Raw genomic sequence first — 22,924 nt, forward strand, 5'->3', positions numbered from 1 at the left:
GAACCCGTCCCCCTCCGCAGCCCCCGACGACTTCGCCAGCCCCGGCGTGGGCGCACGCGTCGGCTCACTCGCAGACTCAGCAACCTCCAGACCCTCGGCCCCACCAGCCCGCACCGAGCCCCCGCCCTCCACCAACTCCCCGCGGTCCCCGAACTCCCCGCCCTCCCGGAATTCCCCGAGCTCCCCCAACTCCCCAAGCTCCCGCAGCACTTCCCGCTGCCAATCCTCCCCGCCCCGCCAGTCGCCGCCCCGTCGCCCCTGTTCCCCCAGACCCGCACCCATACCGTCCCCGCCCCCTACGCGAAGGTGTCGAGCAGCCGCCCGTACACGTCGAAGACCCCGATGAGCAGCGGGAGCAGGGCGACGACCCCGGCGGACTCCACCAGGTCACCCGCCCGCCGCAGCCGTACCCGCATCCGCTCGGTGGGCCGTACCACCTGCACGGCGAGCGGGACCACGGCCAGTACCACCAGCACGGCGACCGCCCCGCCCGCGCCGGCCCGTTCCGCCCACACGCCCAGCAGCCGTATGCCCACCAGCGCCCCGCCCGCAAGCAGCACCACGACCTCGGCCACGAGCGGAAAGGCCCGTGCCCGCAGCACCATCACCGCCGCCGCGACGACCGCGAGCAGCACGGTCCACACCGTCGGCGCCCGCAGCGCCCACACCGCGGCGGCCGCCCCGGACCCGGCCACGATCACCGTCGCGAGCGCCAGTCCTCGATGGGCCGCGGCCCGTGCCGAGGACACCCGGTAGCGGCTCACGGAGACCCCACCAGCCCGTCGGTCGTCGAGCCCGGCCAGTCCGGAGGCCTTCAGCGCGAGCCGAGGCAGCGCGCCGAGGGCGACCACGGACACGACGGCGAGCACCGCACCGACCCGCGCCTGCCGCGCGGCCGTCCCGGCCCCCGACTCCAGCGCGACGACCGCCTCCCAGCCGACCGCCACGAGCCCGACGGCGGCGGCCCCGACGAGCCCACCCCGCCCGAGCCTGGTGAAGAGTCCCAGCAGTACGAGGGTTACGACGCCCACGGCGGCCGACACGGCAACCCGCGCCGGAGCCGGCCAGCCCTGCGCGTCGGCAAGAGCGGAGCCGCCGAGCAGGGCCAGCACTCCGGCGACGCACAGCAGGGTCGCGCCGAGCCCACCCCGCCACGGCCCCCGCGCGACCAGCACCCCCGCGAGACCGGCGACCACGGATACGGCGAACAAGACACCCGCGACGACACCGGCCCCGTACGCCGAACTCGCGAACATACCGGCCGCCCCGGCCCAACCCACCGCGAGCACCCCCGCGGTGACCCGCATCGGCCGCGGCCCCCACCAGGAGGCCCAGCCGCCCGGCCCTTCCGCGACCTCGACCGGCTCATACGGACGACCGTCCCCGACCCGCACCAGCCGCAACACCGCCCCGTCGAGCACACCCGCCGACTCAAGGCTGTCGTCTTCGTCGAGCGGGGAGCCGTCCGCCGTCATGAGGCGCCGTGTTCCGGGCCGCTCGGCCGTCCCGTCGTCCAGTACGCGCAGAATCTCGGGCAGCAGGGCCCCGACCGGCTCCCGCGCCGGCAACACGAGTTCGACACGCCGTCGCTCCCCGACCAGGGTGACGCGACTCAGAACGACCGCGGACCCACTGGCCGCCGTACGACTCAAGGCCCCCGCAGACATCACGGGCCCGAATTTATCACCGGCCCGACCGGCGGACCGTCGGCCGCGGTGCCCCCGCCCGAAGGCTGCACAGAGCCCCCCGAAAAAATTCTGAAGATGCCGTGCAACCCTTCGCCGACCTCGCGGGTCGTACTTGGCATCAGGACTTCTGGAGGGGGATCTGGGGGGATCGCGGGGGTTCTGATGTTGGAGGGGAAAACCCGAGGGGGCCCGGTCGACGGATCGGGCCCCCTCGAATTTGTCCGGGACAACCGTTTTGTCGGCGACCGGACCTGCTCGTTTGTCGGCGACCGGACCTGCTCGTTTGTCGGCGACCGGACCTGCTCCGTCCGCTAGAAGAACACTCCGCATCTCAGCAGGACATTCGCGTACGGCCGTGCCTCGCCCGTCCGTACCACCAGCCGCGCCCCGGCCGACAGTTCCTTGAGCCGCTCGTGCGAGACCAGTTCCAGGTCCGGGAACTCGCCCTCCAGGAGCGCCGCGGCCCCCGGGTTCGAGCCCCGTATCTCCTTCGCCGCCGTGGCGCCCTCCACCACCAGCTCCGCGAGCAGCCCCTCCAGCACCTCCGCGAACGACGGCACCCCGGCCCGGAACGCCAGGTCCACCACCCTCGGGCCCGCCGGTATCGGCATGCCCGCGTCGCAGACCAGCACCCCGTCCCCGTGGCCCAGCTCGGCCAGCGCCCCGGAGAGATGACGGTTCAGGATCCCCGCCTTCTTCACAGCGCCTCGACCTCCTCGGCCGTGGGGAAGGACACCTGCGCGCCCTCCTTGGTGACCGCGGCCGCGCCCACCCGGGCCGCGTACCCGGCCGCCTCGGCCAGCGACGCCCCCGCGCTCAGCCGGAACGCCAGTGCCGCCGTGAAGGCGTCGCCCGCGCCCGTCGTATCCACCGCGTCGACCTTCACCGAAGGCACCCGCTCCACCCCGTCCCCGGACGCCACCAGCGCGCCCTCCGCGCCCAGGGTGACCACGACCGAGCGCGGACCCTTGGCCAGCAGCAGCCGCGCCCAGTCCTCGGGGCGGTCGGAGACGCAGGCCTCGCCCAGGACCACCTTCGCCTCGTGCTCGTTGACGATCAGCGGGTCGCAGGCCGCCAGCAGCTCGGAGGGGAGGGGGCGGGGCGGGGACGGGTTGAGGACGAAGCGGCTCTCGGCGGACAGGTTGCGTACGACCTCCACCACCGTCTCCAGCGGGATCTCCAACTGCGTGGAGACGACCTTCGAGGCGTGGAAGAGGCTCGCCGCGGCCCGGACGTCGCCCGGCGTCAGCTTCCCGTTCGCGCCCGGCGACACCACGATGCTGTTGTCCCCGGACGGGTCGACGGTGATCAGCGCGACCCCGGTCGGTGCCCCGCCGACCAGCACGCCCACCGTGTCGACCCCGGCCGCCCGCTGCGAGTCGAGCAGCAGCCGGCCGTGCGCGTCGTCGCCGACCCGGGCCAGCAGGACCGTACGGGCGCCGAGGCGGGCGGCGGCGACGGCCTGGTTGGCGCCCTTGCCGCCGGGGTGGACGGCGAGGTCACCGCCGAGCACCGTCTCACCGGCTCCCGGCCGCCGCTCGACCGCGATCACCAGGTCGGCGTTGGCCGAACCGACGACCAGGAGGTCGTAGTCGTACATGAAGTTGACTCCCTGTTGGGTGAGTTGCCCCGTCAGCCGCTGAACCCGGCCACGTTCTCCTTCGTGACCACCTTCACCGGCACCTTCACCGTCTCCTCGACCTTCTTGCCCTGCAGCGCCTTGAGCGCGTTGTCCACCGCGATCTTCCCCAGCTGCGAGGGCTGCTGTGCCACGGACGCGTACAGCGTGCCCTTCTCAACGGCCGTCAGGCCGTCCGGAGTTCCGTCGAAGCCCACGACCTGCACGGACTTGCCGGCCTTGGAGCCCAGCGCCTTGATCGCGCCGAGCGCCATCTCGTCGTTGGCGGCGATGACGCCCTGGACGTCCGGGTGGGCCTGGAGCAGGTTCGACATCACGTCGAGGCCCTTGGTGCGGTCGAAGTCCGCCGGCTGCTGGGCGACGACCTGGATGCCCGGGTAGGCCTTGAGGCCCGCCGCGAAACCGGCCGCGCGCTCCCGGGCCGCCGAAGTGCCCGCCTGGCCCTGGAGGATGACGATCTTGCCCTTGCCGCCGAGCTTCTCGCCGATCGTCCGCGCGGCCAGCTCGCCGCCCTTGACGTTGTCGGAGGCCACGAGGGCGTCCACGGTCGCCTTGTTGACCCCGCGGTCGACCGCGATGACCGGGATCTTCGCCTTGTCGGCGGCCTTGACGGAGTTGCTCGCCGCGTCCGAGTCCACCGGGTTGACGATGATCGCGCCCAGGTTCGAACTGGTGAAGTTCTGCAGCTGGTTGGCCTGCTGCGAGGCGTCGTTCTGGGCGTCGGTGACGGTCAGGTCGACGCCCAGCCTCTTCGCCTCGGCCTGTGCGCCGGAGCGGATCTGTACGAAGAAGGGGTTGTTGAGGGTGGAGAGGGACAGGCCCATCTTCGGGGTGGTGGAGGACGAGCCGCCGTTGTGGAGGAAGGAGGTCGCGCCGACCAGGGCCACTGTGACCACGGCCGCCAGTGCGTACGTCCCCGCCTGCTTGCCCTTGTTGCCGCCCGTGCCCGCGGCCACCGGAGTCGCGCCCGCCTTGCGCCGCAGCGTGTCGAGGAGCACCGCGAGCGCGATGACGACACCGATGACGACCTGCTGCCAGAAGGCGGAGACGTTCAGGAGGTTGAGGCCGTTCCTGAGCACCGCCAGGATCAGCGCGCCGATCAGCGTGCCGGACGCCTTGCCCGTGCCGCCCGCGAGCGAGGCGCCGCCGATGACGACCGCGGCGATCGCGTCCAGCTCGTAGCCGTCGGCGGCCTGCGGCTGCGCGGAGGAGAGCCGGGAGGCGAGCACGATGCCGGCGACCGCGGCGAACACACCGGACAGCGCGTAGATCGCGAGCTTCTGCTTCTTCACCCGCAGACCGGACAGTCGCGCGGCCTCCTCGTTGCCGCCGATCGCGTACATGGAGCGGCCGATGTACGTCCGTCTGAGCACGAAGGCCGCGATGAGCCCCATGACGACCATGACCAGGACCGGCACCGGCAGCCAGCCGCCGAGCGTGTCGCCGAGGTGCGAGACCGAGTCCGGGAAGGGGATCGGGGAGCCCTCGGAGATCACCAGGGACAGACCGCGCGCCACCGACAGCATCGCCAGCGTCGCGATGAACGGCGGCAGTTTGCCGTACGCGATCAGGAAACCGTTGACGAGTCCGGCCGCTATGCCGGTCGCGACGGCCAGGATCACGGCGAGGAGGACCGGCACGCCGTGCGAAGTGGCGCTCCAGGCGAGGACGGTGGCGGAGAGGGCCGCGACCGAGCCGACCGACAGGTCGATGCCCGCCGAGACGATCACGAAGGTGACGCCGAAGGCGAGGACGGCGGTCACGGCCGCCTGGACGCCGACGTTGAGCAGGTTGTCGGTGGTCAGGAAGTCACCGGACAGCGCCGACAGGGCGATGACCAGGACGATCAGCGCGGTGAGCGCGCCGTTGTCGAGGAGCAGGCGGCGCAGTCCGTTCGTCGCGCTGTCGGCGCCCGCCCGGCTCTTGAGCGTGTCAGTGGCCACGGCCGGTCTCCGTTTCGGTCTTCTCGTTCGTGGGGTTGCTGACCGCGAGGGCCATCACGGCGTCCTGGGTGGCGTCGGCGGCGGCGAGTTCGCCCGCGATCCGGCCCTGCGCCATCACCAGCACCCGGTCGCTCATGCCGAGCACCTCGGGCAGATCGCTGGAGATCATCAGTACGGCGGCCCCGGCGGCCGTGAGTTCGTTGATCAGCTGGTAGATCTCGACCTTGGCGCCGACGTCGATCCCGCGCGTCGGCTCGTCGAGGATGAGCACCTTGGTGTCGGCGAGCAGCCACTTGCCGATGACGACCTTCTGCTGGTTGCCGCCGGACAACGTCCGTACCTGCTGCCCCAGTCCGGCCATCCGCACCCCGAGCTGCCCGGCGATCCTGGCGGCCGCCTCGTGCTGCCCCTTGCGGTCGACGAGCCCCGCGCGCGTGGCGGCGCGCATGGTCACCAGGCCCAGGTTCTCCTCGACCGTCTGGTCGAGCACCAGCCCCTGCCCCTTGCGGTCCTCGGGCACGAGCCCGATCCCGGCGGCCATGGCGGCGTTGACGTCATGCCCCTTGAGCCGCGCTCCGGAGACCTTCACGTCACCCTTGTCGTACGGGTCCGCCCCGAACACGGCCCGTACGACCTCGGTGCGTCCGGCCCCGACGAGCCCGGCGATGCCGACGACCTCGCCGGCGTGCACCTCGAAGCCGACGTCGTGGAAGACGCCGTCCCGGGTCAGCCCCTCGACGGTGAGCAACGCGGCGCCCTTCTCGGGCACTTCACGCGGGTACTGCTGCTCGATCGACCGCCCCACCATCAGCCGTACGAGCTCGTCCTCGGCGGTCGTGGCGGGCACCTGCCCGACGGACTTCCCGTCCCGGATGACCGTGACCCGGTCACCCAGGGCGGCGATCTCCTCCAGGTGATGGGTGATGAAGACGACCCCCACCCCGTCCTCGCGCAGCTGCCGCACGATGACGAAGAGCTTCTCCACCTCCTCCGAGGTGAGTACGGCGGTCGGCTCGTCCATGATGAGCACGCGCGCGTTCAGGCTCAGCGCCTTCGCGATCTCGACCATCTGGAGGCGCGCGATGCCGAGTTCACGTACACGCGCGCGTGGCGAGACGTTCACGCCGACGCGCTTCAGCAGCACCTCGGCGTCGGCCTCCATGCGCCCCCGGTCGATCATCCCGAGGCGGCGCGGCTGCCGGCCCAGGAAGATGTTCTCGGCGACCGTCAGGTCGGGTACGAGGTTGAACTCCTGGTAGATGGTGGCGATGCCCAGCCGCTCGGCGTCCTGCGCCCGGCGGATGTGCACCTCCTCGCCGTCCACCAGGACGCGGCCCTCGTCGGGGTGGTAGGCGCCCGACAGCATCTTGATCAGCGTGCTCTTGCCGGCGCCGTTCTCGCCGAGCAGCACATGCACCTCGCCCCGGCGCAGGTCGAAGTCGACGCCGTCGAGCGCGACCACGCCGGGAAAGGTCTTGCGGATGCCTTCGATGCGAAGCAACTCGTCCCGGTTGCTCACGATGTGCTCCTTTGCACAGGTGTCTGGTTCTGCCCGGGGCTCAGATCCTCGCCGCAGGAGCGGCGGGCGACGAGACGGGCGGGGAGGGTGACGGACTGCGGGGGCCGCCCCTCGATGCGGTCGACCAGGGCGCGTACGGCGGCCCGGCCCAGCTCGCCCGTGGGCTGGGCGATCGCGGTGATCGGCGGATCGGTGTGCACGAACCACGGGATGTCGTCGAAGGCGGCCAGTGCTATGTCACATGGCACTGACAGCCCGCGCGCCCGGATCGCGTCCAGCGCGCCGAGCGCCATCAGGTTGTCGGCCGCGAACACGACCTCGGGCGGCTCGGGCAGGTCCAGGAACCCCTCGGTGACCCGCCGCCCGCTCTCGGCCTGGAAGTCGCCCTGCCCGATGTACTCGTCCGGCAGCCCGAGCCCGTACGCCCCGAGCGCCTCCCGGAAGGCCTCGACCCGCTCGCGCCCGGTGGTGGTGGCCGCGGGCCCCGCGATGATCGCGAGCCGCCGGTGCCCCAGCCGGTACAGATGCGCGACGAGATCCCGCACGGCGGCCTGCCCGTCGGCCCTGACGACCGGCACGTCCACGCCCGGGATCCACCGGTCGACGAACACCATGGGCGTCCCGGCCCGGGCGGCGTCCAGCATGAGCGGCGACCCGCCGTCGGTGGGGGAGACGAGCAGCCCGTCGATACGACGGTCGAGCAGCGTCCGTACGTGGTGGTCCTGGAGCTCGGGCCGCTCGTCGGCGTTGCCGATGATGACGCTGTAGCCGAGCGCGCGGGCCTCTTCCTCGACCGATCGGGCCAGCTCGGTGAAGTACGGGTTCATCACATCGCTGATGACCAGGCCGAGGGTGTGGGTCTGGTCGGTGCGCAGCGAGCGGGCGACGGCGTTCGGGCGGTAGCCCAGCGCCTCGACGGCGGCGAGCACGCGCGCGCGTGCGTCGGCGCTGACCGACGGATGGTCGTTCAGAACCCGCGACACCGTGGCGACGGAGACCCCCGCCTCGGCAGCGACGTCCTTGATGCTCGCCATCGCCGCCCCACCTCCTCGTGGAATCGATTACACGGCTCTGTGTACCGAGGATTGGAATCGATTACACGGTGGCCGCGCAAGACCCCGAAACCGGATCGTGATGTTCCCCGGCGGGCGGGGGCCGGACGGGGCTTTAATCGGCACCGAGGGCCGCGGCGGGCGGGTGCGGGCCGAACTGTCCTGTCAGGAGAGGGAGTTGGGCATGGTGGGCACGGTGGCGCAGGATATCGACGATGTCGTGGACGGGCTGGCCGGGATCATCCGGAAGGCGACCGCCGACGCCGACCGGATCGGCTACTTCGCGGCGCTCTACAGACAGGTGACGGTCGAGGTCCGCAAGGCGATCCACGCCGGCCGCTTCGAGGACGGCCCGCGGATGGACCGCTTCGACACGCACTTCGGCAACCGCTACTTCGAGGCGCACGACGCCTGGATCCGCGACGGCAGTGGGCCGCGCTGCTGGCGCGAGACCTTCGGGCTGCTCGACGACGCCGACACCGTCATCGTCCAGCACCTGCTGCTGGGCGTGAACGCGCACATCAACCTGGACCTGGCCGTGGCGGCGGCGCGGACCAGCCCCGGCGAGGACATCCAGGAGCTGCGCAACGACTTCCTGCTGATCAACGACATCCTCGCGAGCGTGGTCCTGGCGGTGCAGGACTCGGTCGACGCGCTGTCGCCGTTCATGTCGCTGCTGGACAAGGTCGGGGGCCGCACGGACGAGCAGATCCTCGACTTCAGCATCCGCCAGTCCCGCGAGGAGGCCTGGTACAACGCGGTCCTGCTGGCCGGCCAGACGGAGGAGCAGCGCGCGGTCACCATCGACCGCCTGGACATCAGGGCAGGCGTGCTGGCCCGCCTGATAGCCCACCCGGGGGGCCTGGTCCGCCCGGCCCTGGAGCTGATCCGCAGGACCGAGGAGGACGACGTACCCACGGTCATCAGGCACCTGGACAGCGCGATGGGGGCTGCCTCGGCCGGCTAGGGGGGCCGGGGCTACGCCTCCACGTGTCGCGCGAGACCGTCCACGATCAGAGCCAGCCCCGCCTCGAACGCCGACTCGTGGTCGATCACCGGCACGCCCGCCGGCAGCTCCGCGCTGTCCCCGTACTGTGCCTCCGCCTGCTCCTCCAGGACGCTGCCGACCGTGAAGCGACTGGCCGCCAGCATGGCCATACGGGCGTGCTGCTCGGGCACGCCGGAGGCGACGAGGAAGTCCATCTTGCGGCCGATCCGGTCCAGGTCGGCGGTCGGGGTGCTGCCGGCGTGCAGCCGTGCGCCGTCGCGGCGCATGAGCAGGGTGCGCCGGAAGCTGCGCGTGTTGTCCAGGAACCACGCGCGCCAGTCGTCGCCGGGCTCCGGCAGCGGCGCCTTCGCGTGCGGCGCCATGGCGACCTCCGCCATGGCGGCCAGCAGGTCCTTCTTCGTGCCGAAGTACCAGTAGAGCGACGGCTGTTCGACGCCCAGCCGCTTCGCCAGCCGTCTGGTGCTGACGGTGTCGAGCCCGACCTCGTCGAGGAGGTCGAGCGCCTCGGTGACGACGTTCTCTCGGTTCATCTTGGTCACGTTGACAATCTATCGCTGATAGACGACTCTGGAGAAAATCATTCACTGATAGATTCTGAGGTGAGGGCAATGGCACCCGGACCGCGTGCGAAGTCTCTGCGGGTTCTCGTCGCCGGTGGCGGGATCGCGGGGCAGGCCCTGGCCTTCTGGCTGGCGCGGGGCGGCCACCGGGTGACCGTCGTCGAGCGCTTTCCGGTGCTGCGGGCGACCGGCGCCCAGGTCGACCTGCGGGGCCAGGGCATCGAGGCCGTGAGGCGCATGGGTCTCCTCGGCGCGGTCCGCGGCCGGCTCGTGGACGAGGCGGGCGTCGCCCTCATCGACGCCGACGGCAGACCCCGGGCGACGATCATGGCCAACACCTCCGGCCGGGGCCGCCAGTCCCTCACGTCGGAGTACGAGATCATGCGCGGCGACCTGGTGCGCATCCTGTACGACGCCGTGAAGGACGACGTGGAGTACGTCTTCGGGCTGAGCGTCGACGGCTTCGACCAGGGTGACGACCACGTCGTCGGGCACTTCTCCGACGGATCGTCCCGGGAGTTCGACCTCCTGGTCGGTGCGGACGGGCAGAGCTCACGCATCCGGCGGGCGCTTCTCCCGGAGGGCCCCGACCCGTACCGGCGGCTCGGCATCCACATGGCCTACTGGTTCGTCCCGCGCATCGCCTCCGACGGCAACATCCGGGACACGTACATGATCCCGGGCGGCCGCCAGATCATGCGCCGCAGTCACAATCCGACCGAGTCGCAGGTGTACTTCGTGCTGCGGGAGGACTCCGAGGAGGCCTCGGCCGTCCACCGCGAGCCGGTCGAGCGGCAGCGGGAGTTCTGGGCGGGCAGGTTCCGCGACGCCGGATGGCAGACCGGGCGCTTCGTCGAGGGCATGGAGGCGAGCCCGTTCTTCTACTCCCAGGAGATCGTCCAGGTGCGCACCGACGCGTGGTCCCGGGGCCGGGTGGTCCTGGCGGGCGACGCCGCGCACTGCGCCTCCCCGTACAGCGGCATGGGCATCTCGGGCGGCCTGGTCGGCGCGTACGTCCTGGCAGGCGAGATCAACCGCCACCCGGACGACCTGCCGACCGCGCTGGCCGGCTACGACACCACGCTGCGGCCCTTCGTCGACGCGATCCAGAGCCGGGTCGACCCGCGCCTCCTGCGGATCGGTCTGCCGATGACCCGGCGGGCGATAGACGCGTTCCTCGCCGTCACGGGCCTGGCGACGGCGTTGCGCGTCCCCGACCTGGTGGCGCGCTTCTCCAAAGAGGACCGCGGCGGCGACTGGCACCTCCCGGAGCTCCCGACCCTCGTGGCCGCCCAGGGGTGATCACGGCACCCCACCCCTTGCCCTACCTATCGACATTCGATAGATTCCCATCGCGAGTCGATCGAAGGGTGAGTCATGGGAAAGCTGGCGGTGCGGGCGTTGTGTGCCGTGCTCGGGGTGGTGTTCGTCGGCACCTTGTTCGTGCAGGCGGGGCTGGTGTGGACGTTGGTCAGCGGGAACGATCCGGAGGACGGTTCGGTCCCGCTGACACCGCTGCGGATCGTCACGATCCTGGGCATGGTGTCGGTCCAGGTCGCCGTGGTCTGCGTATGGCGGCTGGTGACGATGGTGCGCCGCGGGACCGTGTTCTCCCACGACGCCTTCCGTTACGTGGACATCGTGATCGGCGCGATCGTGTCGGCCGCCCTCGTGTGGTTCACCGTCACGGGCATCAACGCGCCGGGCCAGCGGGACGACCCGGGCGTCACCGTCATCATGGCCGGGATCGGCGTCGCCATCCTGGGCGTCGCGCTCATCGTGCTCGTGCTGCGCATGCTGCTCGCCCAGGCCGTCGCGCGCGACGTGGAAGCGGCGCAGATGCAGGCCGAGTTGGACGAGGTGATCTGATGCCGATCGCCGTCGACATCGACGTGATGCTGGCGAAGCGGAAGATGTCCGTGGGGGAGTTGGCGGACCGCGTCGGGATCACGCCCGCCAACCTGGCCGTCCTCAAGAACGGCCGCGCGAAGGCGGTGCGCTTCACGACACTCGCCGCGCTCTGCGAGGTACTCGAGTGCCAGCCGGGGGACTTGCTGCGCTGGGAGGCGGAGGACGTGGTGGAGGCGTGACGGGGCCGTGGGGTGGGATCAGGTTTTCTCGGCAGGCGGCGCGGGCCTGCGCCGCAGCAGCCACTGCCCGAAGGTCCGCCGGGGCGGCCGTACCACCACACGGCCGTGCGCCTTCTGCCCGACGAGCTCCACGCGCAGAACGACCGGCGCAGCGGGATCCGTAGGAGCGGGCCGCGACTTGATCCTCGCGTGCACCAGTTGCAGACCGTCGGTGTCGACGACGATCCCCGGCCTCGTGACCAGGGTCAGCGTCTTCCCCGTCATCGCCAGGTCGATCCGCAGGGTGTCGTGCGTGATCACGGCCTCGGTGAAGTCGAGGGTCACCTTGCAGAACGTCACCGCGAGTTCCATTCTCCGCGGCACGACCCAGCGCCCCACGCGCTCGACGGCCCCGCTGTGGACCTGCTCGATCCGGACCAGGTCCTTGGCCTCGACGCCGGTCGCGCCGCCGCTCATGGCCGACACCGGCGGCAGGTCGGCGGTGAGCGGGGCGAGTTCGCTCAGTGTCCGCGCGGACAGGGCGACTTCCAGCCGCTCGTCCAGCTCGTCCGCGGTGAGCCGACCGTCCCCGGCGGCGACCCGCAGCACGTCCACGACCCGGTCCCGGTCGGCGTGGGAGGCCCTCAGCTCGGGATGAGAAGCCTGCGGCTCGGGATGAGATGCTCGCGGCGCGGGATGAGAGCCCTGCAGCTCGGGCGACGAGTCGGCGCCGGAGCGCTTCCCGGTGGGCGAGAGGTCTCCCGACATGCTTCCGTCCTGGTCCGACATCGTTGGCACGTGCGTACGGTGCCGTCCATCATGCCGAGGCCGGGTCGCCACAACAACCGTGTCCCGGGGGCCGGTTCGGTGGTGATCGCGCACGCTCACCGGGCCACGGCGGCGGCCGAGAGAAGCGTCGCGGCGGCGAGGCTGCCCCAGAGGGCGGCCGGGCCGTGGGGTGCGAGAGCGGTGATGACCGCCGGGGAGGCTGCGAGGCCGAAGCCCGTGGAGAGCTGGAAGCGGGCGAGGGCGCGTCCCAGGACGTACGCCGGGGCGAGGGCGGTGACGAGCGCGGTGGCGCTGCCGGCGTAGACGATCTCGCCGAGCGTGCAGACCACGGACACCGCGGCGACGGCCGGGGCACCCCAGCCGTGCCCCAGCGAGGTGGCCGCGAGGAAGCCGAGGTAGGAGGCGGTGAGCACCACGCCGGCGATGGCCAGCACGGACCGGTGGGGAAAGCGGGACAGCAGAACGGTGACCGGAACCTGCAGAGCGACCACCAACACCGTGTTGGCCACGAATATGGCCGCCGACCACACAGGGGAGGCGTGCAGCTGCGTCACCAGGACCAGGGGGAGCGCGATTTCGGGGACGTTGAGGCAGAAGACGTAGATCACGTTGGCGGCCAGGAGCGTGCGCATCCGGGGTGCGGGCTCGTCGTCCCCGTCCTCGGCCGGCGCGGTCCCCGCCGGATCCGCGTGCACCCGTACCGACCACGCCAGGGCGGCCGCGGCGAGGTAGGCGAGCCCGGTGACGGAGGCCAGCGCCTGCAAGGCCGCGGTGCCGCCCGCCAGGCACGCGGTGGCGAGGAGCGCCCCGACGCCCAGACCGGCGTTGCGCAGGGCGCGGCCCCCGGCGAGGGCGGCGTCGCGTTCGCGGCCGTGGGCGACCGTGGCGACGAGGGCGGCGTGGGCGGCGGGCCAGGCCTGGTTGCCGATGCCGAGGAAGAGCGCGGCGGTGGCGAACAGCCAGGCGTTCCCGGTGGGGGTGACCAGCAGTAGCACCACGCCGACCACCCGGACCAGCATCGACGCGGCAACGACCGCACTGCGCGCTCCCCGGTCCAGCCATCGCCCCACCGCGGGCATGCACCCGAGCCCCGCGACGACGCCGCCCGTCATGGCGGTGCCGGTCACCGGCGCGGACAGCCCGAGCACCGTCACGCCGTAGAGGAGCAGAAAGGGCCGCAGCAGGCCGGTGCCGAGGGCGTCCACGGCGAGGGCGACGGCGTAGCGGGGCCCTCCGGAGGCACGGACGAGGGCGCGGGGACGGATGCCGCTGCCGCTGCCGCTGCTGGTGCCGCTGCTGGTGCTGGTGTTGGTGCTCGCCATGGCGCCAACGGTCGTGCCGGGCCGCCGGACGCGGCACGCCGCTTGACGGACATCGTCAAGCGACCCCGTAAGCCGCCGTCCGACCAGGGATGATGACGGGATGACGCTGCGCATCGACATCACCGGGCTGCCGGCCGAGCGACTGCGGTTCGCCGCGTCCCCGCTGGCCGAACTGACCGCGATGCTGCACGTCCTGGCCGAACCCGCGCACCACCCGCGGCTGGCCGACTGGGCCGGGGACGTCTGGTCCGGGCTGCCGCCGGAGCTGGCCGAACGACTGCGGGAGGCGGAGTTCCTCTGGCGTTCCTCACGGGCCGATTTCCTGGTGCCCGCCCGGCCCCGGCAGACCCTCGCCGAGGAACTGGACGACGTGGACCGCATTGACGACGAGACGTACGTGACCGCGGCGCTCGTCACCACGTGCGGCAGCAACCGGGTTCACTTCGCCGCGCCGTCGCCGCTGGCCGACCCGGCGGCGCGCGAGCGGGCCCTGGACCTGGCGCAGGCCCGCGGCGCGCTCCAGGAGGCGTTCGCGGAACGGCTGCTGGCGGACCCGGCGGCGGTGCGGGCGAGGGTGCGCCAAACCCTCGAAGAGTGTGCCGAGGCGTTCTTCGAAGCCGCCTGGAGGGGCGCCGCCGTCCAATTGGCCACCGACCTACGGCTGAAGAACGACCTCCTGAAACACCAGGGCATCGGGCCGGCGCTCGCCTCGGTCTCCGGCGCGGTGACCCTGGCCCCGGACGGCGACAGCATCCTCGTGGACAAACTCCAGGACAACGCGACGGCGGCTCACGGCACCGGCGTCACTTTCATCCCAAGTGCCTTCGGCCGCCCGCATCTGGTGGCCGTGCACGCGGCGGGCTGGCAGCCGGTGGTCCAGTACCCGGTGGCCGAGCCGACCCCATCGGACCCGGTACCGCTGGAAACGGTCACCCTCCGGCTGGAGGCCCTCGCCCACCCGGTACGACTCCGCCTCCTGCGCACCCTGGCCCGCGGCCCGCACACCCCCGGCGAGCTGGCCGACGCCTGGGACCTCTCCCTCCCGGAGATCTCCCGCCACCTCGCGGTCTTGCGCCGCGCGGGCCTGCTCACCTCCCAGCGGCAGGGCCGCTACGTCCACTACACCCTCAACGTCCGCGAGACGACGGCACTGGGCACGGACTTGCTGGCAGCGGTCCTGCGCTGAGCGGCTGGGGCGGCGGCCCTCACTCCGTGCTGAACAACTCCGCCGGGTTCCTGACGTGCATGGCTCGCTGCGCCCAGGACTCCAACTGATCGAGATCCGTGCAGGACAGAACTCGTTCGCGTACGTCATCGGGCACCGGAAGCTCGCGCCACTCCAGGATGTGCAGGATCATCTCGGCTTTGGCTTCGGCCCGACCCTCCTCTCGGCCTTGCTCCCGCCCCTCCTCACGCACCTGCTCCGCGAGCGGGTGTCGCCTCCACATCTGCTTTGCCTGGGGGTCGGCCAGGCAGGAGTCGACAAACTGCACGAAGCCTGCGGTCCACGGCCGTGTGTCATCGCCGACAGCACCGCAAGGGGTACGTCCTTCTCGGCCTGCCGTTCGTCGGTGATCAACGGGACGCTGTCCGGACCGAGAACCAGGGGCCGTACCGTCATCGAGTGCCAGCCCCGGAAGCCGAACCGGATCGGCTGGGAGGCCCACTTGGCCGTCGTACTGCTCTGCGTGGTGACGATGAGGACGGGCTCGCAGCGGTACTTCTCGTACAGGTAGCTGAGGTAATGCCCGCACCAGCCACAGCCCCCGCCCCTCCTCCGCCCCCGAACAGTCGCGTGAGTTCATCCACAGGCTGACGAAGGAACTGTGAGGTCCCCATGGACAATTGGCGGAAGTCGTCCTACTCGGGCCCCGGCGACGGCAACGAGTGCGTGGAGATAGCCACCACCCCCACCTTCACCGCCTTCCTCGAAGCCCTCAACAAGTCCCGGCACCCCCACTCCTGACGCCGGTCAAGGCGTCGGCGCCACCCCGCCCAGCAGTTCCGTGAGTTCACGTGCCGTCTCGGTCACCCGGCGCCCGATCTCCGGCAGTCGTTCGTGCGTCACCCGGGACGCCGGTCCCGAGATGCTGATCGCCGTCACCACCGCGCCGGCGTGGTTGAACGCCGGTGCCGCCACGCAGCGGATGTCGAGTTCGTTCTCCACGTCGTCGATGGCGTAACCGCGCTCGCGGATGAGCGCGAGGTCGGCGCGCAACTGGTCGGGCGCCGTGATCGTGGCCGGCGTGCGCGCGGGGAGCCCCGCCGCGATCACCCCGTCGAGGATCTCGTCCGCCGCGTGCGCGAGGAACGCCTTGCCCGTCGCCGTGCAGTACGCCGGCTGCCGTCCGCCCACACGCGAGTGCATCCGTACCGCCTGCGGGCTCTCCACCTTGTCGATGTAGACGATCTCCGGCGGGTCGAAGCTGACCAGGTGCACGGCCTCGCGCGCCTCCTGGGCGAGCCGGTGCAGCAGGGGCGACGCCGTGCGGCGGATGTCGAGGCGCTCCAGGTACACCTGGCCGAGCAGCGCGTTCTGCGGGCCGAGCCGGTAGTGGCCGTTCTCCGGGTCCTGGTCGACCAGGCGGGTGTCACGGAGGGGGGCGAGGAGCCGTAGAACCGTGCTCTTGCTCAGCTGGAGGCCGGTCGCGAGGTCCGTCAGGGACGTGCCGTGCGGGTGGCCGTCGTCCTCGGCCAGGTACATCAGGATGCTCAGCGCGCGTCGCAGGGACGACGAGGAGTTACGGCGGGTTTCGGGCGCGTCCGGGGCGTCTGGAGAGGTCACGCCGCGCACCCTACCGTACTGCATTGCAAAACTGAATGTTACATATTGAAATCCGCCGTTGACGACCTCGGGGGTCCGGGCTAACTTCTCGCCAACGCAATGCGAAACGACGTTTTGCATTGCAGGACACGCTTCACCGGACACGCTTCACCTTTTCGGCCCCCGGCCCCCGCCTCCTGGCTCCCGCCTCCCGGCTCCCCTCGCACCCTCCCGGAAGGGAACTCAAGTGATGAGATTTCGTCACGGTACCCGCAATCTGATGGCGATTTGTATCGGTGTGACCGCCGTCGCATCCCTGTCCGCCTGCACCTCCGCCTCCGCCGGCACCTCCGGCTCGTCCTCCGGTCAGACCTCCTCGACGCTTCAGACCGTCATCAAGCGCGGCACCCTCAACGTCGCCAGCTGCCTGACGTTCCCGCCGTTCGGCTCGATGGACAAGAGCAACAAGCCGCAGGGCTTCGACGTCGACGTCGCCACCGCCATGGCCACCGCGCTCGGCGTCAAGGTGCACATCGTCGACACCACCTCCGCCAACCGCATCCCGAACCTCCAGACCAAGAAGGTCGACGCGGTCGTCTGCAACTTCACCACCACCGCCGAGCGCGCGAAGCAGGTCTCCTTCAGCGACCCGTACATCGTCGCGGGCGAGGTGCTGCTGGTGAAGAAGTCCAGCGGCATCGACACCCTCAAGGACCTCACCGGCAAGACGGTCGCCGTCACCAAGGGTTCCACCAACGGCGACGCGGTCAAGGCCGGCAACCCCAAGGCGAAGATCCAGGAGTACGACACCTCGTCCGCCGCCGTCCTCGCGGTCAAGCAGGGCCAGGCCGACGCGATGGTCGAGGACTCCAACTTCCTCAACTACCAGGCCAAGCAGGACCCCTCGCTGAAGGTCACCAAGGACTCCGTCGTACCGCTGGAGTACAACGGCATCGGCGTCCCGCTCGGCGACGCCACCTGGCTCCAGTGGGTCAACACCTGGCTGCGGGAGTTCAACACCTCCGGGCAGGCCGCCGACCTCTACAAGAAGTGGTTCGGCGTCGACCGCCCCTACCCGCTCAACCCGTCCTACTGACGGTCCTGCCGACCGTCCTGCTGACCTTGAACCACTGAGTCCCGGCCGGGCGGCGGAGGAGATCGTCCCCGCCGCCCCGGGAGGAGTCCCATGTTCGTCGACTGGAGCTATGCCCTCCGGGACTGGCCCACCTATCTGGACGCCGCCTGGCTGTCCCTGCGGCTGTCACTGGAAGCCTTCGTACTCGCCTTCACGCTCGGCCTGCTCGGCGCGCTCGCCCGCGGATCCCGCCTCCTCGTGCTGCGCGCACCCGCCGCCGCGTACGTCGAGGTCATCCGCAACACCCCCGTACTGCTGCAGATGTTCGTCGCCTACTTCGCCCTCCCGTCGGCCGGCCTGCGGCTGAGCCCGGTGCAGGCGGGCGTCCTCGCCCTCGGCGTGAACGTCGGCGCCTACCTCACCGAGATCTTCCGCGCCGGCATCCAGGCCGTCCCGCGCGGCCAGCGCGAGGCCGCCCGGGTGCTCGCCCTGAGCCCGGCCCGCACCTTCGCGCACGTCGTACTCCCGCAGGCGCTGCGCAACGTCTACCCGGCCGTCGTCAACCAGCTGGTGCAGATCATCCTCGGCTCGTCCCTGCTCTCCGCCATCTCGGTGCCCGAACTCACCGGCACCGCCATGGTCATCAACTCCCGCACCCTGCTGACCGTCCAGGTCTTCGGCATCGCCGCGATCCTCTACCTGGTCCTCACCAACGCGGTGGTGCTGGTGGCGGGTCTCGTCGGCCGCGTCGCCTTCAAGCCTCCGCTACGGCCCTCCCCGCGCCCCCGCCCGCTGAGCGCCGTACGACGTCTGCTGCCCGCGCGGCCCGCCCCGAAGGAGGCCTGAGATGGACTGGTCCGTCATCTGGTCCAACCGCGAGCTGTACCTCTCCGGGCTGTGGGCCACCGTCCTGCTCTCGCTCGCCGCGATCGCGACCGGCACGCTCCTCGGCCTGGTCGTCGCGGCGATCCGCACCAGCCGCGTCCCGGTGCTGGCCCAGCTCGCCCGCGGCTATCTGGAGGTCTTCCGCGGCACCCCGCTGCTCATCCAGATGCTGTTCATCTACTTCGGCGCCGCCTATCTGACCGGCTTCGGCGTCACCATCTTCGGCGCCGCCCTGTTCGCCCTCACCCTCTACCAGGGCGCCTACATCGCCGAGATCTTCCGGGCCGGCATCGAGGCCGTGCCGCGCGGGCAGTGGGAGGCGGCGCGGGTGCTCGGCCTGAGCCGGGGGCGGACGTTCGTGAGCGTCGTACTGCCGCAGACCCGCGCGATCGTGCTGCCGCCGCTGGTCGGCCAGTACCTCTCCCTGATCAAGGACACGTCCATCGCCGTGGTCATCGGCTACGTCGAACTGGTCCGCCAGGGCCAGGCCGTCATCGACCGCATGGGCGACCCGGCGACCTCGTACGTCGCCGTCGCCGTCCTCTACTTCGTCATCTGCTACCCGCTGTCGCTCCTCGTGCGGCACATGGAGCGAAAGGCCGTCACCGCATGATGATCACCGATCCCGCCGCACAGCAGAAGGCGGTGGCCGCCGCCCGGATCTCCCTCTCCGGCGTGCACAAGCGCTTCGGCGACCTGGAGGTCCTCAAGGGCGTCGACATCGACGTGGAACCGGGCGAGGTCGTCGTCCTCATCGGCGCCAGCGGCTCCGGCAAGTCCACCCTGCTGCGCATCATGTGCGACCTGGAGCGCGCCGACGGCGGCGAGGTCTGGGTGAACGGCGTACCGCTGCACGACCGCAAGCGCGCCCCCGAGATCTTCGGCCATGTCGGCATGGTCTTCCAGCAGTTCAACCTGTTCCCGCACAGGACCGCCCTCGGCAACGTCACCCTCGCCCTGCTCAAGGTGCGCAAGCTGTCGCGCGCGGAGGCCGAGGAGCGCGGCCGGGCGGCCCTCGCCCGGGTCGGCCTCGCCGACAAGGCCGACTCGTATCCCGCCCAGCTCTCCGGCGGCCAGCAGCAGCGCGTCGCCATCGCCCGCGCGCTCGCCATGGACCCCGCGATCATGTTCTTCGACGAGCCGACCTCCGCGCTCGACCCCGAGCTCGTCGGCGAGGTCACCGGCGTCATGCGCTCCCTCGCCGAGGACGGCATGACCATGGTCGTCGTCACGCACGAGATGCGCTTCGCGAAGGACACCGCCGACCGTGTCGTGTTCATGGACGGCGGTGTCGTCCTCGAACAGGGCCCGCCCGAGCAGGTGTTCGGCAACCCGGCCCAGCAGCGGACCCAGCAGTTCCTGCACCGGGTCCTGGACACGTGAGGGGCGCTGACCCGGAGGCCCCCGTCGAAGTGGTGTGCGTCGGCGAGACCATGGCCGTCCTCGCCCCCGCCGACACCGCCCACCCGCTCGCCCTCCAGACGACCCTCGCCCTCTCCGTCGGCGGCGCGGAGTCCAACGTGGCCTGCGCCCTGGTCGCCCTCGGGCGCAGCGCGGCGTGGCTCGGCCGGGTGGGCGCCGATCCGCTCGGCCGGCGCGTCCTTGCCGACCTGGCCGACCGGGGCGTGGACGTCTCCGCCGCGCAGACGGACCCGACACGGCCGACCGGCGTCTACTTCAAGGACCCCGGCCCCGACGGCACCGGCGTCCACTACTACCGGCGCGGCTCGGCCGCCTCCGCCATGGGCCCGGAGCTGGCCGCCGTGCCCCTCCTGCACCGGGCCAGGGTCCTGCATCTCTCTGGCATCACAGCGGCCCTCTCGGGCACCTGCGCCGAACTCCTCACCAACCTCGTCGTCCGCCGGACCGTCCCCGGACCGCTCGTCTCCTTCGACGTCAACCACCGCCCGTCCCTGTGGCGGGACCGCCCGCGGGACGCGGCCCCCGCCCTCCTCCGACTGGCCCGCTCCGCCGACCTGGTGTTCGTCGGACGCGACGAGGCCGAGACCCTGTGGGGCACCCGCACCCCCGCAGCCGTCCACGACCTGCTGGGCCCCGGCCGGACCCTCGTCGTCAAGGACGCCGGGCACGGCGCGACGGCATACGGCGCCGACGGCACCGAGGCCTTCGTCCCCGCCCCGCCCGCCCGGATCGTCGAACGCGTCGGCGCCGGCGACGCCTTCGCCGCCGGCTTCCTGGCCGCCCTCCTCGAAGGCCGCGCCCCCGAGGCTGGCCTGCGTCTGGGCCACCTGGCCGCCGCCGCGGCCCTGGCCACGACCGAGGACATCGCCCCGCTGTGTCAGACCCCACCGGTACCGTCGGATCATGGCTCAACAGTCGGGGAACCCCACGGGTGAAAGGCGGCTGGCCGTCCTGGAAGGCGTACTCGAGCGCATCACGTACGCCAACGAGGAGAACGGCTACACGGTCGCCCGCGTGGACACGGGCAGAGGCGGCGGCGACCTCCTCACCGTCGTCGGCGCGCTGCTCGGCGCCCAGGTGGGGGAGTCCCTGCGGATGGAGGGCCGTTGGGGCTCGCATCCCCAGTACGGCAAGCAGTTCACCGTCGAGAACTACACGACCGTCCTGCCCGCCACCGTCCAGGGCATCCGCCGCTACCTCGGCTCGGGCCTCGTCAAGGGCATCGGCCCCGTCTTCGCCGACCGCATCACCCAGCACTTCGGGCTCGACACCCTCCAGATCATCGAGGAGGAGCCGAAGCGGCTCATCGAGGTCCCCGGCCTCGGCCCCAAGCGCACCAAGAAGATCGCCGACGCCTGGGAGGAACAGAAGGCGATCAAGGAGGTCATGCTCTTCCTCCAGACCGTGGAGGTCTCCACGTCCATCGCGGTCCGCATCTACAAGAAGTACGGCGACGCCTCCATCTCCGTCGTGAAGAACCAGCCCTACCGCCTCGCCGCCGACGTCTGGGGCATCGGCTTCCTCACCGCCGACAAGATCGCCCAGAGCGTGGGCATCCCGCACGACAGCCCGGAGCGCGTGAAGGCCGGCCTCCAGTACGCCCTCTCCCAGGCCACCGACCAGGGCAACTGCTACCTCCCCGAGGAACAGCTCATCGCCGACGCGGTGAAGCTCCTCCAGGTCGACACCGGGCTCGTCATCGAGTGCCTGGCCGAGCTGGCCGTGCCACCCGAGGAGGGCGAGGACCCGGGTGTCGTACGGGAGAAGGTGCCCGGTGAGCACGGGGAACCCGTCACCGCCGTCTACCTCGTCCCCTTCCACCGTGCCGAAGTCGCCCTCGCCTCCCAGCTGTTGCGGCTCCTGCGCACCGAGGAGGACCGGATGCCGGGCTTCCACGACGTGGCCTGGGACAAGGCGCTCGGCTGGCTCAAGGGACGCACCGGCGCCGACCTCGCCCCCGAGCAGGAGGCCGCCGTCCGGCTCGCGCTGACGAAGAAGGTCGCCGTCCTCACCGGCGGCCCCGGCTGCGGCAAGTCCTTCACCGTCCGGTCGATCGTCGAGCTGGCCCGCGCCAAGAAGGCCAGGGTGGTCCTCGCCGCCCCCACCGGCCGCGCCGCCAAGCGGCTCGCCGAGCTCACCGGCGCCGAGGCCTCCACCGTCCACCGGCTGCTGGAGCTGAAGCCCGGCGGCGACGCGGCCTACGACAAGGACCGCCCGCTGGAGGCCGACCTGGTGGTGGTCGACGAGGCGTCCATGCTGGACCTGCTGCTCGCCAACAAGCTGGTGAAGGCCGTACCGCCCGGGGCGCATCTCCTCTTCGTCGGGGACGTCGACCAGCTCCCGAGCGTGGGCGCGGGGGAGGTGCTGCGGGACCTCCTCGCCGACGGCAGTCCCATCCCGGCCGTACGCCTCACGCGCGTGTTCCGGCAGGCCCAGCAGTCCGGCGTCGTGACGAACGCGCACCGGATCAACGCCGGACAGCACCCGGTCACCGACGGCATGAAGGACTTCTTCCTCTTCGTCGAGGACGACACGGAGGAGGCCGGACGGCTCACCGTGGACGTCGCCGCCCGTCGGATTCCGGCCAAATTCGGGCTCGACCCACGGCGGGACGTGCAGGTCCTCGCGCCCATGCACAGAGGCCCCGCGGGCGCCGGCAACCTCAACGGGCTGCTCCAGCAGGCGATTACGCCCGGCCGCCCCGACCTGCCCGAGAAGCGGTTCGGCGGCCGGGTCTTCCGGGTCGGCGACAAGGTCACCCAGATTCGCAACAATTACGAGAAGGGCAAGAACGGTGTCTTCAACGGCACCGTGGGCGTTGTCACCTCGCTCGACCCGGTCGACCAGCGCCTGACGGTGCTGACGGACGAGGACGAGGAGGTTCCGTACGAATTCGACGAGCTGGACGAGCTGGCCCACGCGTACGCGGTGACCATTCACCGTTCGCAGGGGAGTGAGTATCCGGCCGTGGTGATCCCGGTCACCACGAGTGCCTGGATGATGCTCCAGCGCAATCTGCTCTACACCGCGGTGACCCGCGCCAAGCAGCTGGTCGTCCTCGTCGGTTCGCGCAAGGCGATCGGCCAGGCGGTGCGTACGGTGTCGGCGGGACGGCGCTGTACGGCCCTCGACTTCCGGCTCGGCTCGACCCATCTCTCGACTCATCTCGAAAAATGATCGATCAAATG

General features: G+C 71.3%; 22 protein-coding genes and 1 pseudogene. 12 read left to right on the forward strand and 11 right to left on the reverse strand.

Translation table 11 applies throughout. The features are described from left to right. Positions 1-296: 296 nt before the first annotated feature. The 6 genes from eccD to ABZ848_RS28740 all read right to left on the reverse strand — a co-directional run bounded on the left by eccD (position 297) and on the right by ABZ848_RS28740 (position 7,823). Positions 297-1,667: a type VII secretion integral membrane protein EccD gene (eccD, locus tag ABZ848_RS28715; RefSeq protein ID WP_360836510.1), complete on the reverse strand. Its 1,371-nt coding sequence runs from the start codon at positions 1,665-1,667 to the stop codon at positions 297-299. A gap of 332 nt (positions 1,668-1,999) precedes the next feature. After that, on the reverse strand, positions 2,000-2,389 hold the full coding sequence (gene rbsD / locus ABZ848_RS28720) for a D-ribose pyranase (protein WP_360836511.1): 390 nt from the start codon (positions 2,387-2,389) through the stop codon (positions 2,000-2,002). Further along, positions 2,386-3,288 carry a ribokinase gene (locus ABZ848_RS28725; protein WP_360836513.1) on the reverse strand — a complete coding sequence of 301 codons (903 nt, stop codon included), beginning with the start codon at positions 3,286-3,288 and terminating at the stop codon, positions 2,386-2,388. The genes rbsD and ABZ848_RS28725 overlap by 4 nt, the downstream gene beginning before the upstream one ends. A gap of 32 nt (positions 3,289-3,320) precedes the next feature. Continuing rightward, positions 3,321-5,270: a substrate-binding domain-containing protein gene (locus tag ABZ848_RS28730; protein WP_360836514.1), complete on the reverse strand. Its 1,950-nt coding sequence runs from the start codon at positions 5,268-5,270 to the stop codon at positions 3,321-3,323. Then, positions 5,260-6,789 carry a sugar ABC transporter ATP-binding protein gene (locus ABZ848_RS28735; RefSeq protein ID WP_360836515.1) on the reverse strand — a complete coding sequence of 510 codons (1,530 nt, stop codon included), beginning with the start codon at positions 6,787-6,789 and terminating at the stop codon, positions 5,260-5,262. Before ABZ848_RS28735 ends, ABZ848_RS28730 begins: the two co-directional genes overlap by 11 nt. After that, entirely contained in the window at positions 6,786-7,823 is a 1,038-nt protein-coding gene (locus ABZ848_RS28740; RefSeq protein ID WP_360836517.1) for a LacI family DNA-binding transcriptional regulator, read from the reverse strand. Before ABZ848_RS28740 ends, ABZ848_RS28735 begins: the two co-directional genes overlap by 4 nt. Positions 7,824-8,025: 202 nt before the next feature. Between ABZ848_RS28740 and ABZ848_RS28745 the strand changes: the two genes are divergently transcribed. Beyond that, positions 8,026-8,808 (forward strand): DUF5995 family protein, encoded by a 783-nt coding sequence (locus tag ABZ848_RS28745; protein ID WP_360836519.1) that lies wholly within the window; start codon positions 8,026-8,028, stop codon positions 8,806-8,808. Positions 8,809-8,819: 11 nt separating this feature from the next. On the opposite strand, the gene ABZ848_RS28750 is transcribed toward ABZ848_RS28745, so the two are convergent. Beyond that, a complete protein-coding gene (locus ABZ848_RS28750) occupies positions 8,820-9,380 on the reverse strand; it encodes a TetR/AcrR family transcriptional regulator C-terminal domain-containing protein (RefSeq protein ID WP_360836594.1) in 561 nt (186 codons plus the stop codon). Between the two features lie 78 nt (positions 9,381-9,458). On the opposite strand from ABZ848_RS28750, the gene ABZ848_RS28755 reads away from it, so the two are divergent. The 3 genes from ABZ848_RS28755 (at position 9,459) to ABZ848_RS28765 (ending at position 11,500) form a co-directional block, all read left to right on the forward strand. Beyond that, positions 9,459-10,712, forward strand: a complete 1,254-nt coding sequence (locus tag ABZ848_RS28755) for an FAD-dependent monooxygenase (RefSeq protein ID WP_360836521.1) — start codon at positions 9,459-9,461, stop codon at positions 10,710-10,712. Positions 10,713-10,787: 75 nt separating this feature from the next. After that, positions 10,788-11,279, forward strand: coding sequence for a DUF2975 domain-containing protein (locus tag ABZ848_RS28760; protein ID WP_360836523.1), 492 nt, complete (start codon positions 10,788-10,790; stop codon positions 11,277-11,279). Next, positions 11,279-11,500 carry a helix-turn-helix transcriptional regulator gene (locus ABZ848_RS28765; RefSeq protein ID WP_360836524.1) on the forward strand — a complete coding sequence of 74 codons (222 nt, stop codon included), beginning with the start codon at positions 11,279-11,281 and terminating at the stop codon, positions 11,498-11,500. The genes ABZ848_RS28760 and ABZ848_RS28765 overlap by 1 nt, the downstream gene beginning before the upstream one ends. 18 nt (positions 11,501-11,518) lie before the next feature. Here ABZ848_RS28765 and ABZ848_RS28770 read toward each other — a convergent pair whose 3' ends face one another. Together ABZ848_RS28770 and ABZ848_RS28775 are read right to left on the reverse strand one after the other, a co-directional pair. Further along, on the reverse strand, positions 11,519-12,247 hold the full coding sequence (locus tag ABZ848_RS28770; RefSeq protein WP_360836526.1) for a DUF1707 domain-containing protein: 729 nt from the start codon (positions 12,245-12,247) through the stop codon (positions 11,519-11,521). A 116-nt stretch (positions 12,248-12,363) separates the two neighbouring features. Next, a complete protein-coding gene (locus tag ABZ848_RS28775) occupies positions 12,364-13,590 on the reverse strand; it encodes an MFS transporter (RefSeq protein WP_360836527.1) in 1,227 nt (408 codons plus the stop codon). Between the two features lie 100 nt (positions 13,591-13,690). Here ABZ848_RS28775 and ABZ848_RS28780 point away from each other — a divergent pair, with 100 nt between their 5' ends. Next, a complete protein-coding gene (locus ABZ848_RS28780) occupies positions 13,691-14,776 on the forward strand; it encodes a DUF5937 family protein (protein ID WP_360836529.1) in 1,086 nt (361 codons plus the stop codon). Between the two features lie 19 nt (positions 14,777-14,795). Here the strand turns inward: ABZ848_RS28780 and ABZ848_RS28785 are convergent. Further along, positions 14,796-15,337: pseudogene (locus ABZ848_RS28785) on the reverse strand (hypothetical protein); the annotation flags it as partial. 90 nt (positions 15,338-15,427) lie between these two features. Between ABZ848_RS28785 and ABZ848_RS28790 the strand changes: the two are divergent. Then, a complete protein-coding gene (locus tag ABZ848_RS28790) occupies positions 15,428-15,556 on the forward strand; it encodes a DUF397 domain-containing protein (RefSeq protein ID WP_360836530.1) in 129 nt (42 codons plus the stop codon). 6 nt (positions 15,557-15,562) lie between these two features. Here ABZ848_RS28790 and ABZ848_RS28795 read toward each other — a convergent pair whose 3' ends face one another. Then, entirely contained in the window at positions 15,563-16,375 is an 813-nt protein-coding gene (locus tag ABZ848_RS28795; RefSeq protein ID WP_360836532.1) for an IclR family transcriptional regulator, read from the reverse strand. A gap of 259 nt (positions 16,376-16,634) precedes the next feature. Here ABZ848_RS28795 and ABZ848_RS28800 point away from each other — a divergent pair, with 259 nt between their 5' ends. The 6 genes from ABZ848_RS28800 (at position 16,635) to ABZ848_RS28825 (ending at position 22,913) form a co-directional block, all read left to right on the forward strand. Further along, on the forward strand, positions 16,635-17,450 hold the full coding sequence (locus tag ABZ848_RS28800) for a transporter substrate-binding domain-containing protein (RefSeq protein ID WP_360836533.1): 816 nt from the start codon (positions 16,635-16,637) through the stop codon (positions 17,448-17,450). 90 nt (positions 17,451-17,540) lie between these two features. After that, a complete protein-coding gene (locus tag ABZ848_RS28805) occupies positions 17,541-18,275 on the forward strand; it encodes an amino acid ABC transporter permease (protein ID WP_360836535.1) in 735 nt (244 codons plus the stop codon). A 1-nt stretch (position 18,276) separates the two neighbouring features. Further along, on the forward strand, positions 18,277-18,927 hold the full coding sequence (locus tag ABZ848_RS28810; protein WP_360836537.1) for an amino acid ABC transporter permease: 651 nt from the start codon (positions 18,277-18,279) through the stop codon (positions 18,925-18,927). Further along, complete coding sequence (locus ABZ848_RS28815; protein WP_360836596.1) at positions 18,927-19,697, forward strand: amino acid ABC transporter ATP-binding protein; 771 nt, start codon at positions 18,927-18,929, stop codon at positions 19,695-19,697. The genes ABZ848_RS28810 and ABZ848_RS28815 overlap by 1 nt, the downstream gene beginning before the upstream one ends. Continuing rightward, positions 19,694-20,671 (forward strand): sugar kinase, encoded by a 978-nt coding sequence (locus ABZ848_RS28820; RefSeq protein ID WP_360836538.1) that lies wholly within the window; start codon positions 19,694-19,696, stop codon positions 20,669-20,671. Before ABZ848_RS28815 ends, ABZ848_RS28820 begins: the two co-directional genes overlap by 4 nt. After that, positions 20,640-22,913, forward strand: coding sequence for an ATP-dependent RecD-like DNA helicase (locus ABZ848_RS28825; protein WP_360836540.1), 2,274 nt, complete (start codon positions 20,640-20,642; stop codon positions 22,911-22,913). The genes ABZ848_RS28820 and ABZ848_RS28825 overlap by 32 nt, the downstream gene beginning before the upstream one ends. The last annotated feature ends 11 nt before the right edge of the window (positions 22,914-22,924 follow it).

It is taken from the genome of Streptomyces sp. NPDC047081 (assembly GCF_040643775.1).
GTDB lineage: Bacteria > Actinomycetota > Actinomycetes > Streptomycetales > Streptomycetaceae > Streptomyces.

What these genes read in the sequence shown, in the direction of transcription:
- eccD (WP_360836510.1), bottom strand. Translation starts at nt 1,667, where the DNA reads ATGTCTGCGGGGGCCTTGAGTCGTACGGCGGCCAGTGGGTCCGCGGTC.
- ABZ848_RS28725 (WP_360836513.1), bottom strand. Translation starts at nt 3,288, where the DNA reads ATGTACGACTACGACCTCCTGGTCGTCGGTTCGGCCAACGCCGACCTG.
- ABZ848_RS28740 (WP_360836517.1), bottom strand. Translation starts at nt 7,823, where the DNA reads ATGGCGAGCATCAAGGACGTCGCTGCCGAGGCGGGGGTCTCCGTCGCC.
- ABZ848_RS28745 (WP_360836519.1), top strand. Translation starts at nt 8,026, where the DNA reads ATGGTGGGCACGGTGGCGCAGGATATCGACGATGTCGTGGACGGGCTG.
- ABZ848_RS28750 (WP_360836594.1), bottom strand. Translation starts at nt 9,380, where the DNA reads ATGAACCGAGAGAACGTCGTCACCGAGGCGCTCGACCTCCTCGACGAG.
- ABZ848_RS28755 (WP_360836521.1), top strand. Translation starts at nt 9,459, where the DNA reads ATGGCACCCGGACCGCGTGCGAAGTCTCTGCGGGTTCTCGTCGCCGGT.
- ABZ848_RS28760 (WP_360836523.1), top strand. Translation starts at nt 10,788, where the DNA reads ATGGGAAAGCTGGCGGTGCGGGCGTTGTGTGCCGTGCTCGGGGTGGTG.
- ABZ848_RS28765 (WP_360836524.1), top strand. Translation starts at nt 11,279, where the DNA reads ATGCCGATCGCCGTCGACATCGACGTGATGCTGGCGAAGCGGAAGATG.
- ABZ848_RS28770 (WP_360836526.1), bottom strand. Translation starts at nt 12,247, where the DNA reads ATGTCGGGAGACCTCTCGCCCACCGGGAAGCGCTCCGGCGCCGACTCG.
- ABZ848_RS28775 (WP_360836527.1), bottom strand. Translation starts at nt 13,590, where the DNA reads ATGGCGAGCACCAACACCAGCACCAGCAGCGGCACCAGCAGCGGCAGC.
- ABZ848_RS28780 (WP_360836529.1), top strand. Translation starts at nt 13,691, where the DNA reads ATGACGCTGCGCATCGACATCACCGGGCTGCCGGCCGAGCGACTGCGG.
- ABZ848_RS28790 (WP_360836530.1), top strand. Translation starts at nt 15,428, where the DNA reads ATGGACAATTGGCGGAAGTCGTCCTACTCGGGCCCCGGCGACGGCAAC.
- ABZ848_RS28800 (WP_360836533.1), top strand. Translation starts at nt 16,635, where the DNA reads ATGGCGATTTGTATCGGTGTGACCGCCGTCGCATCCCTGTCCGCCTGC.
- ABZ848_RS28805 (WP_360836535.1), top strand. Translation starts at nt 17,541, where the DNA reads ATGTTCGTCGACTGGAGCTATGCCCTCCGGGACTGGCCCACCTATCTG.
- ABZ848_RS28810 (WP_360836537.1), top strand. Translation starts at nt 18,277, where the DNA reads ATGGACTGGTCCGTCATCTGGTCCAACCGCGAGCTGTACCTCTCCGGG.
- ABZ848_RS28815 (WP_360836596.1), top strand. Translation starts at nt 18,927, where the DNA reads ATGATCACCGATCCCGCCGCACAGCAGAAGGCGGTGGCCGCCGCCCGG.
- ABZ848_RS28825 (WP_360836540.1), top strand. Translation starts at nt 20,640, where the DNA reads ATGGCTCAACAGTCGGGGAACCCCACGGGTGAAAGGCGGCTGGCCGTC.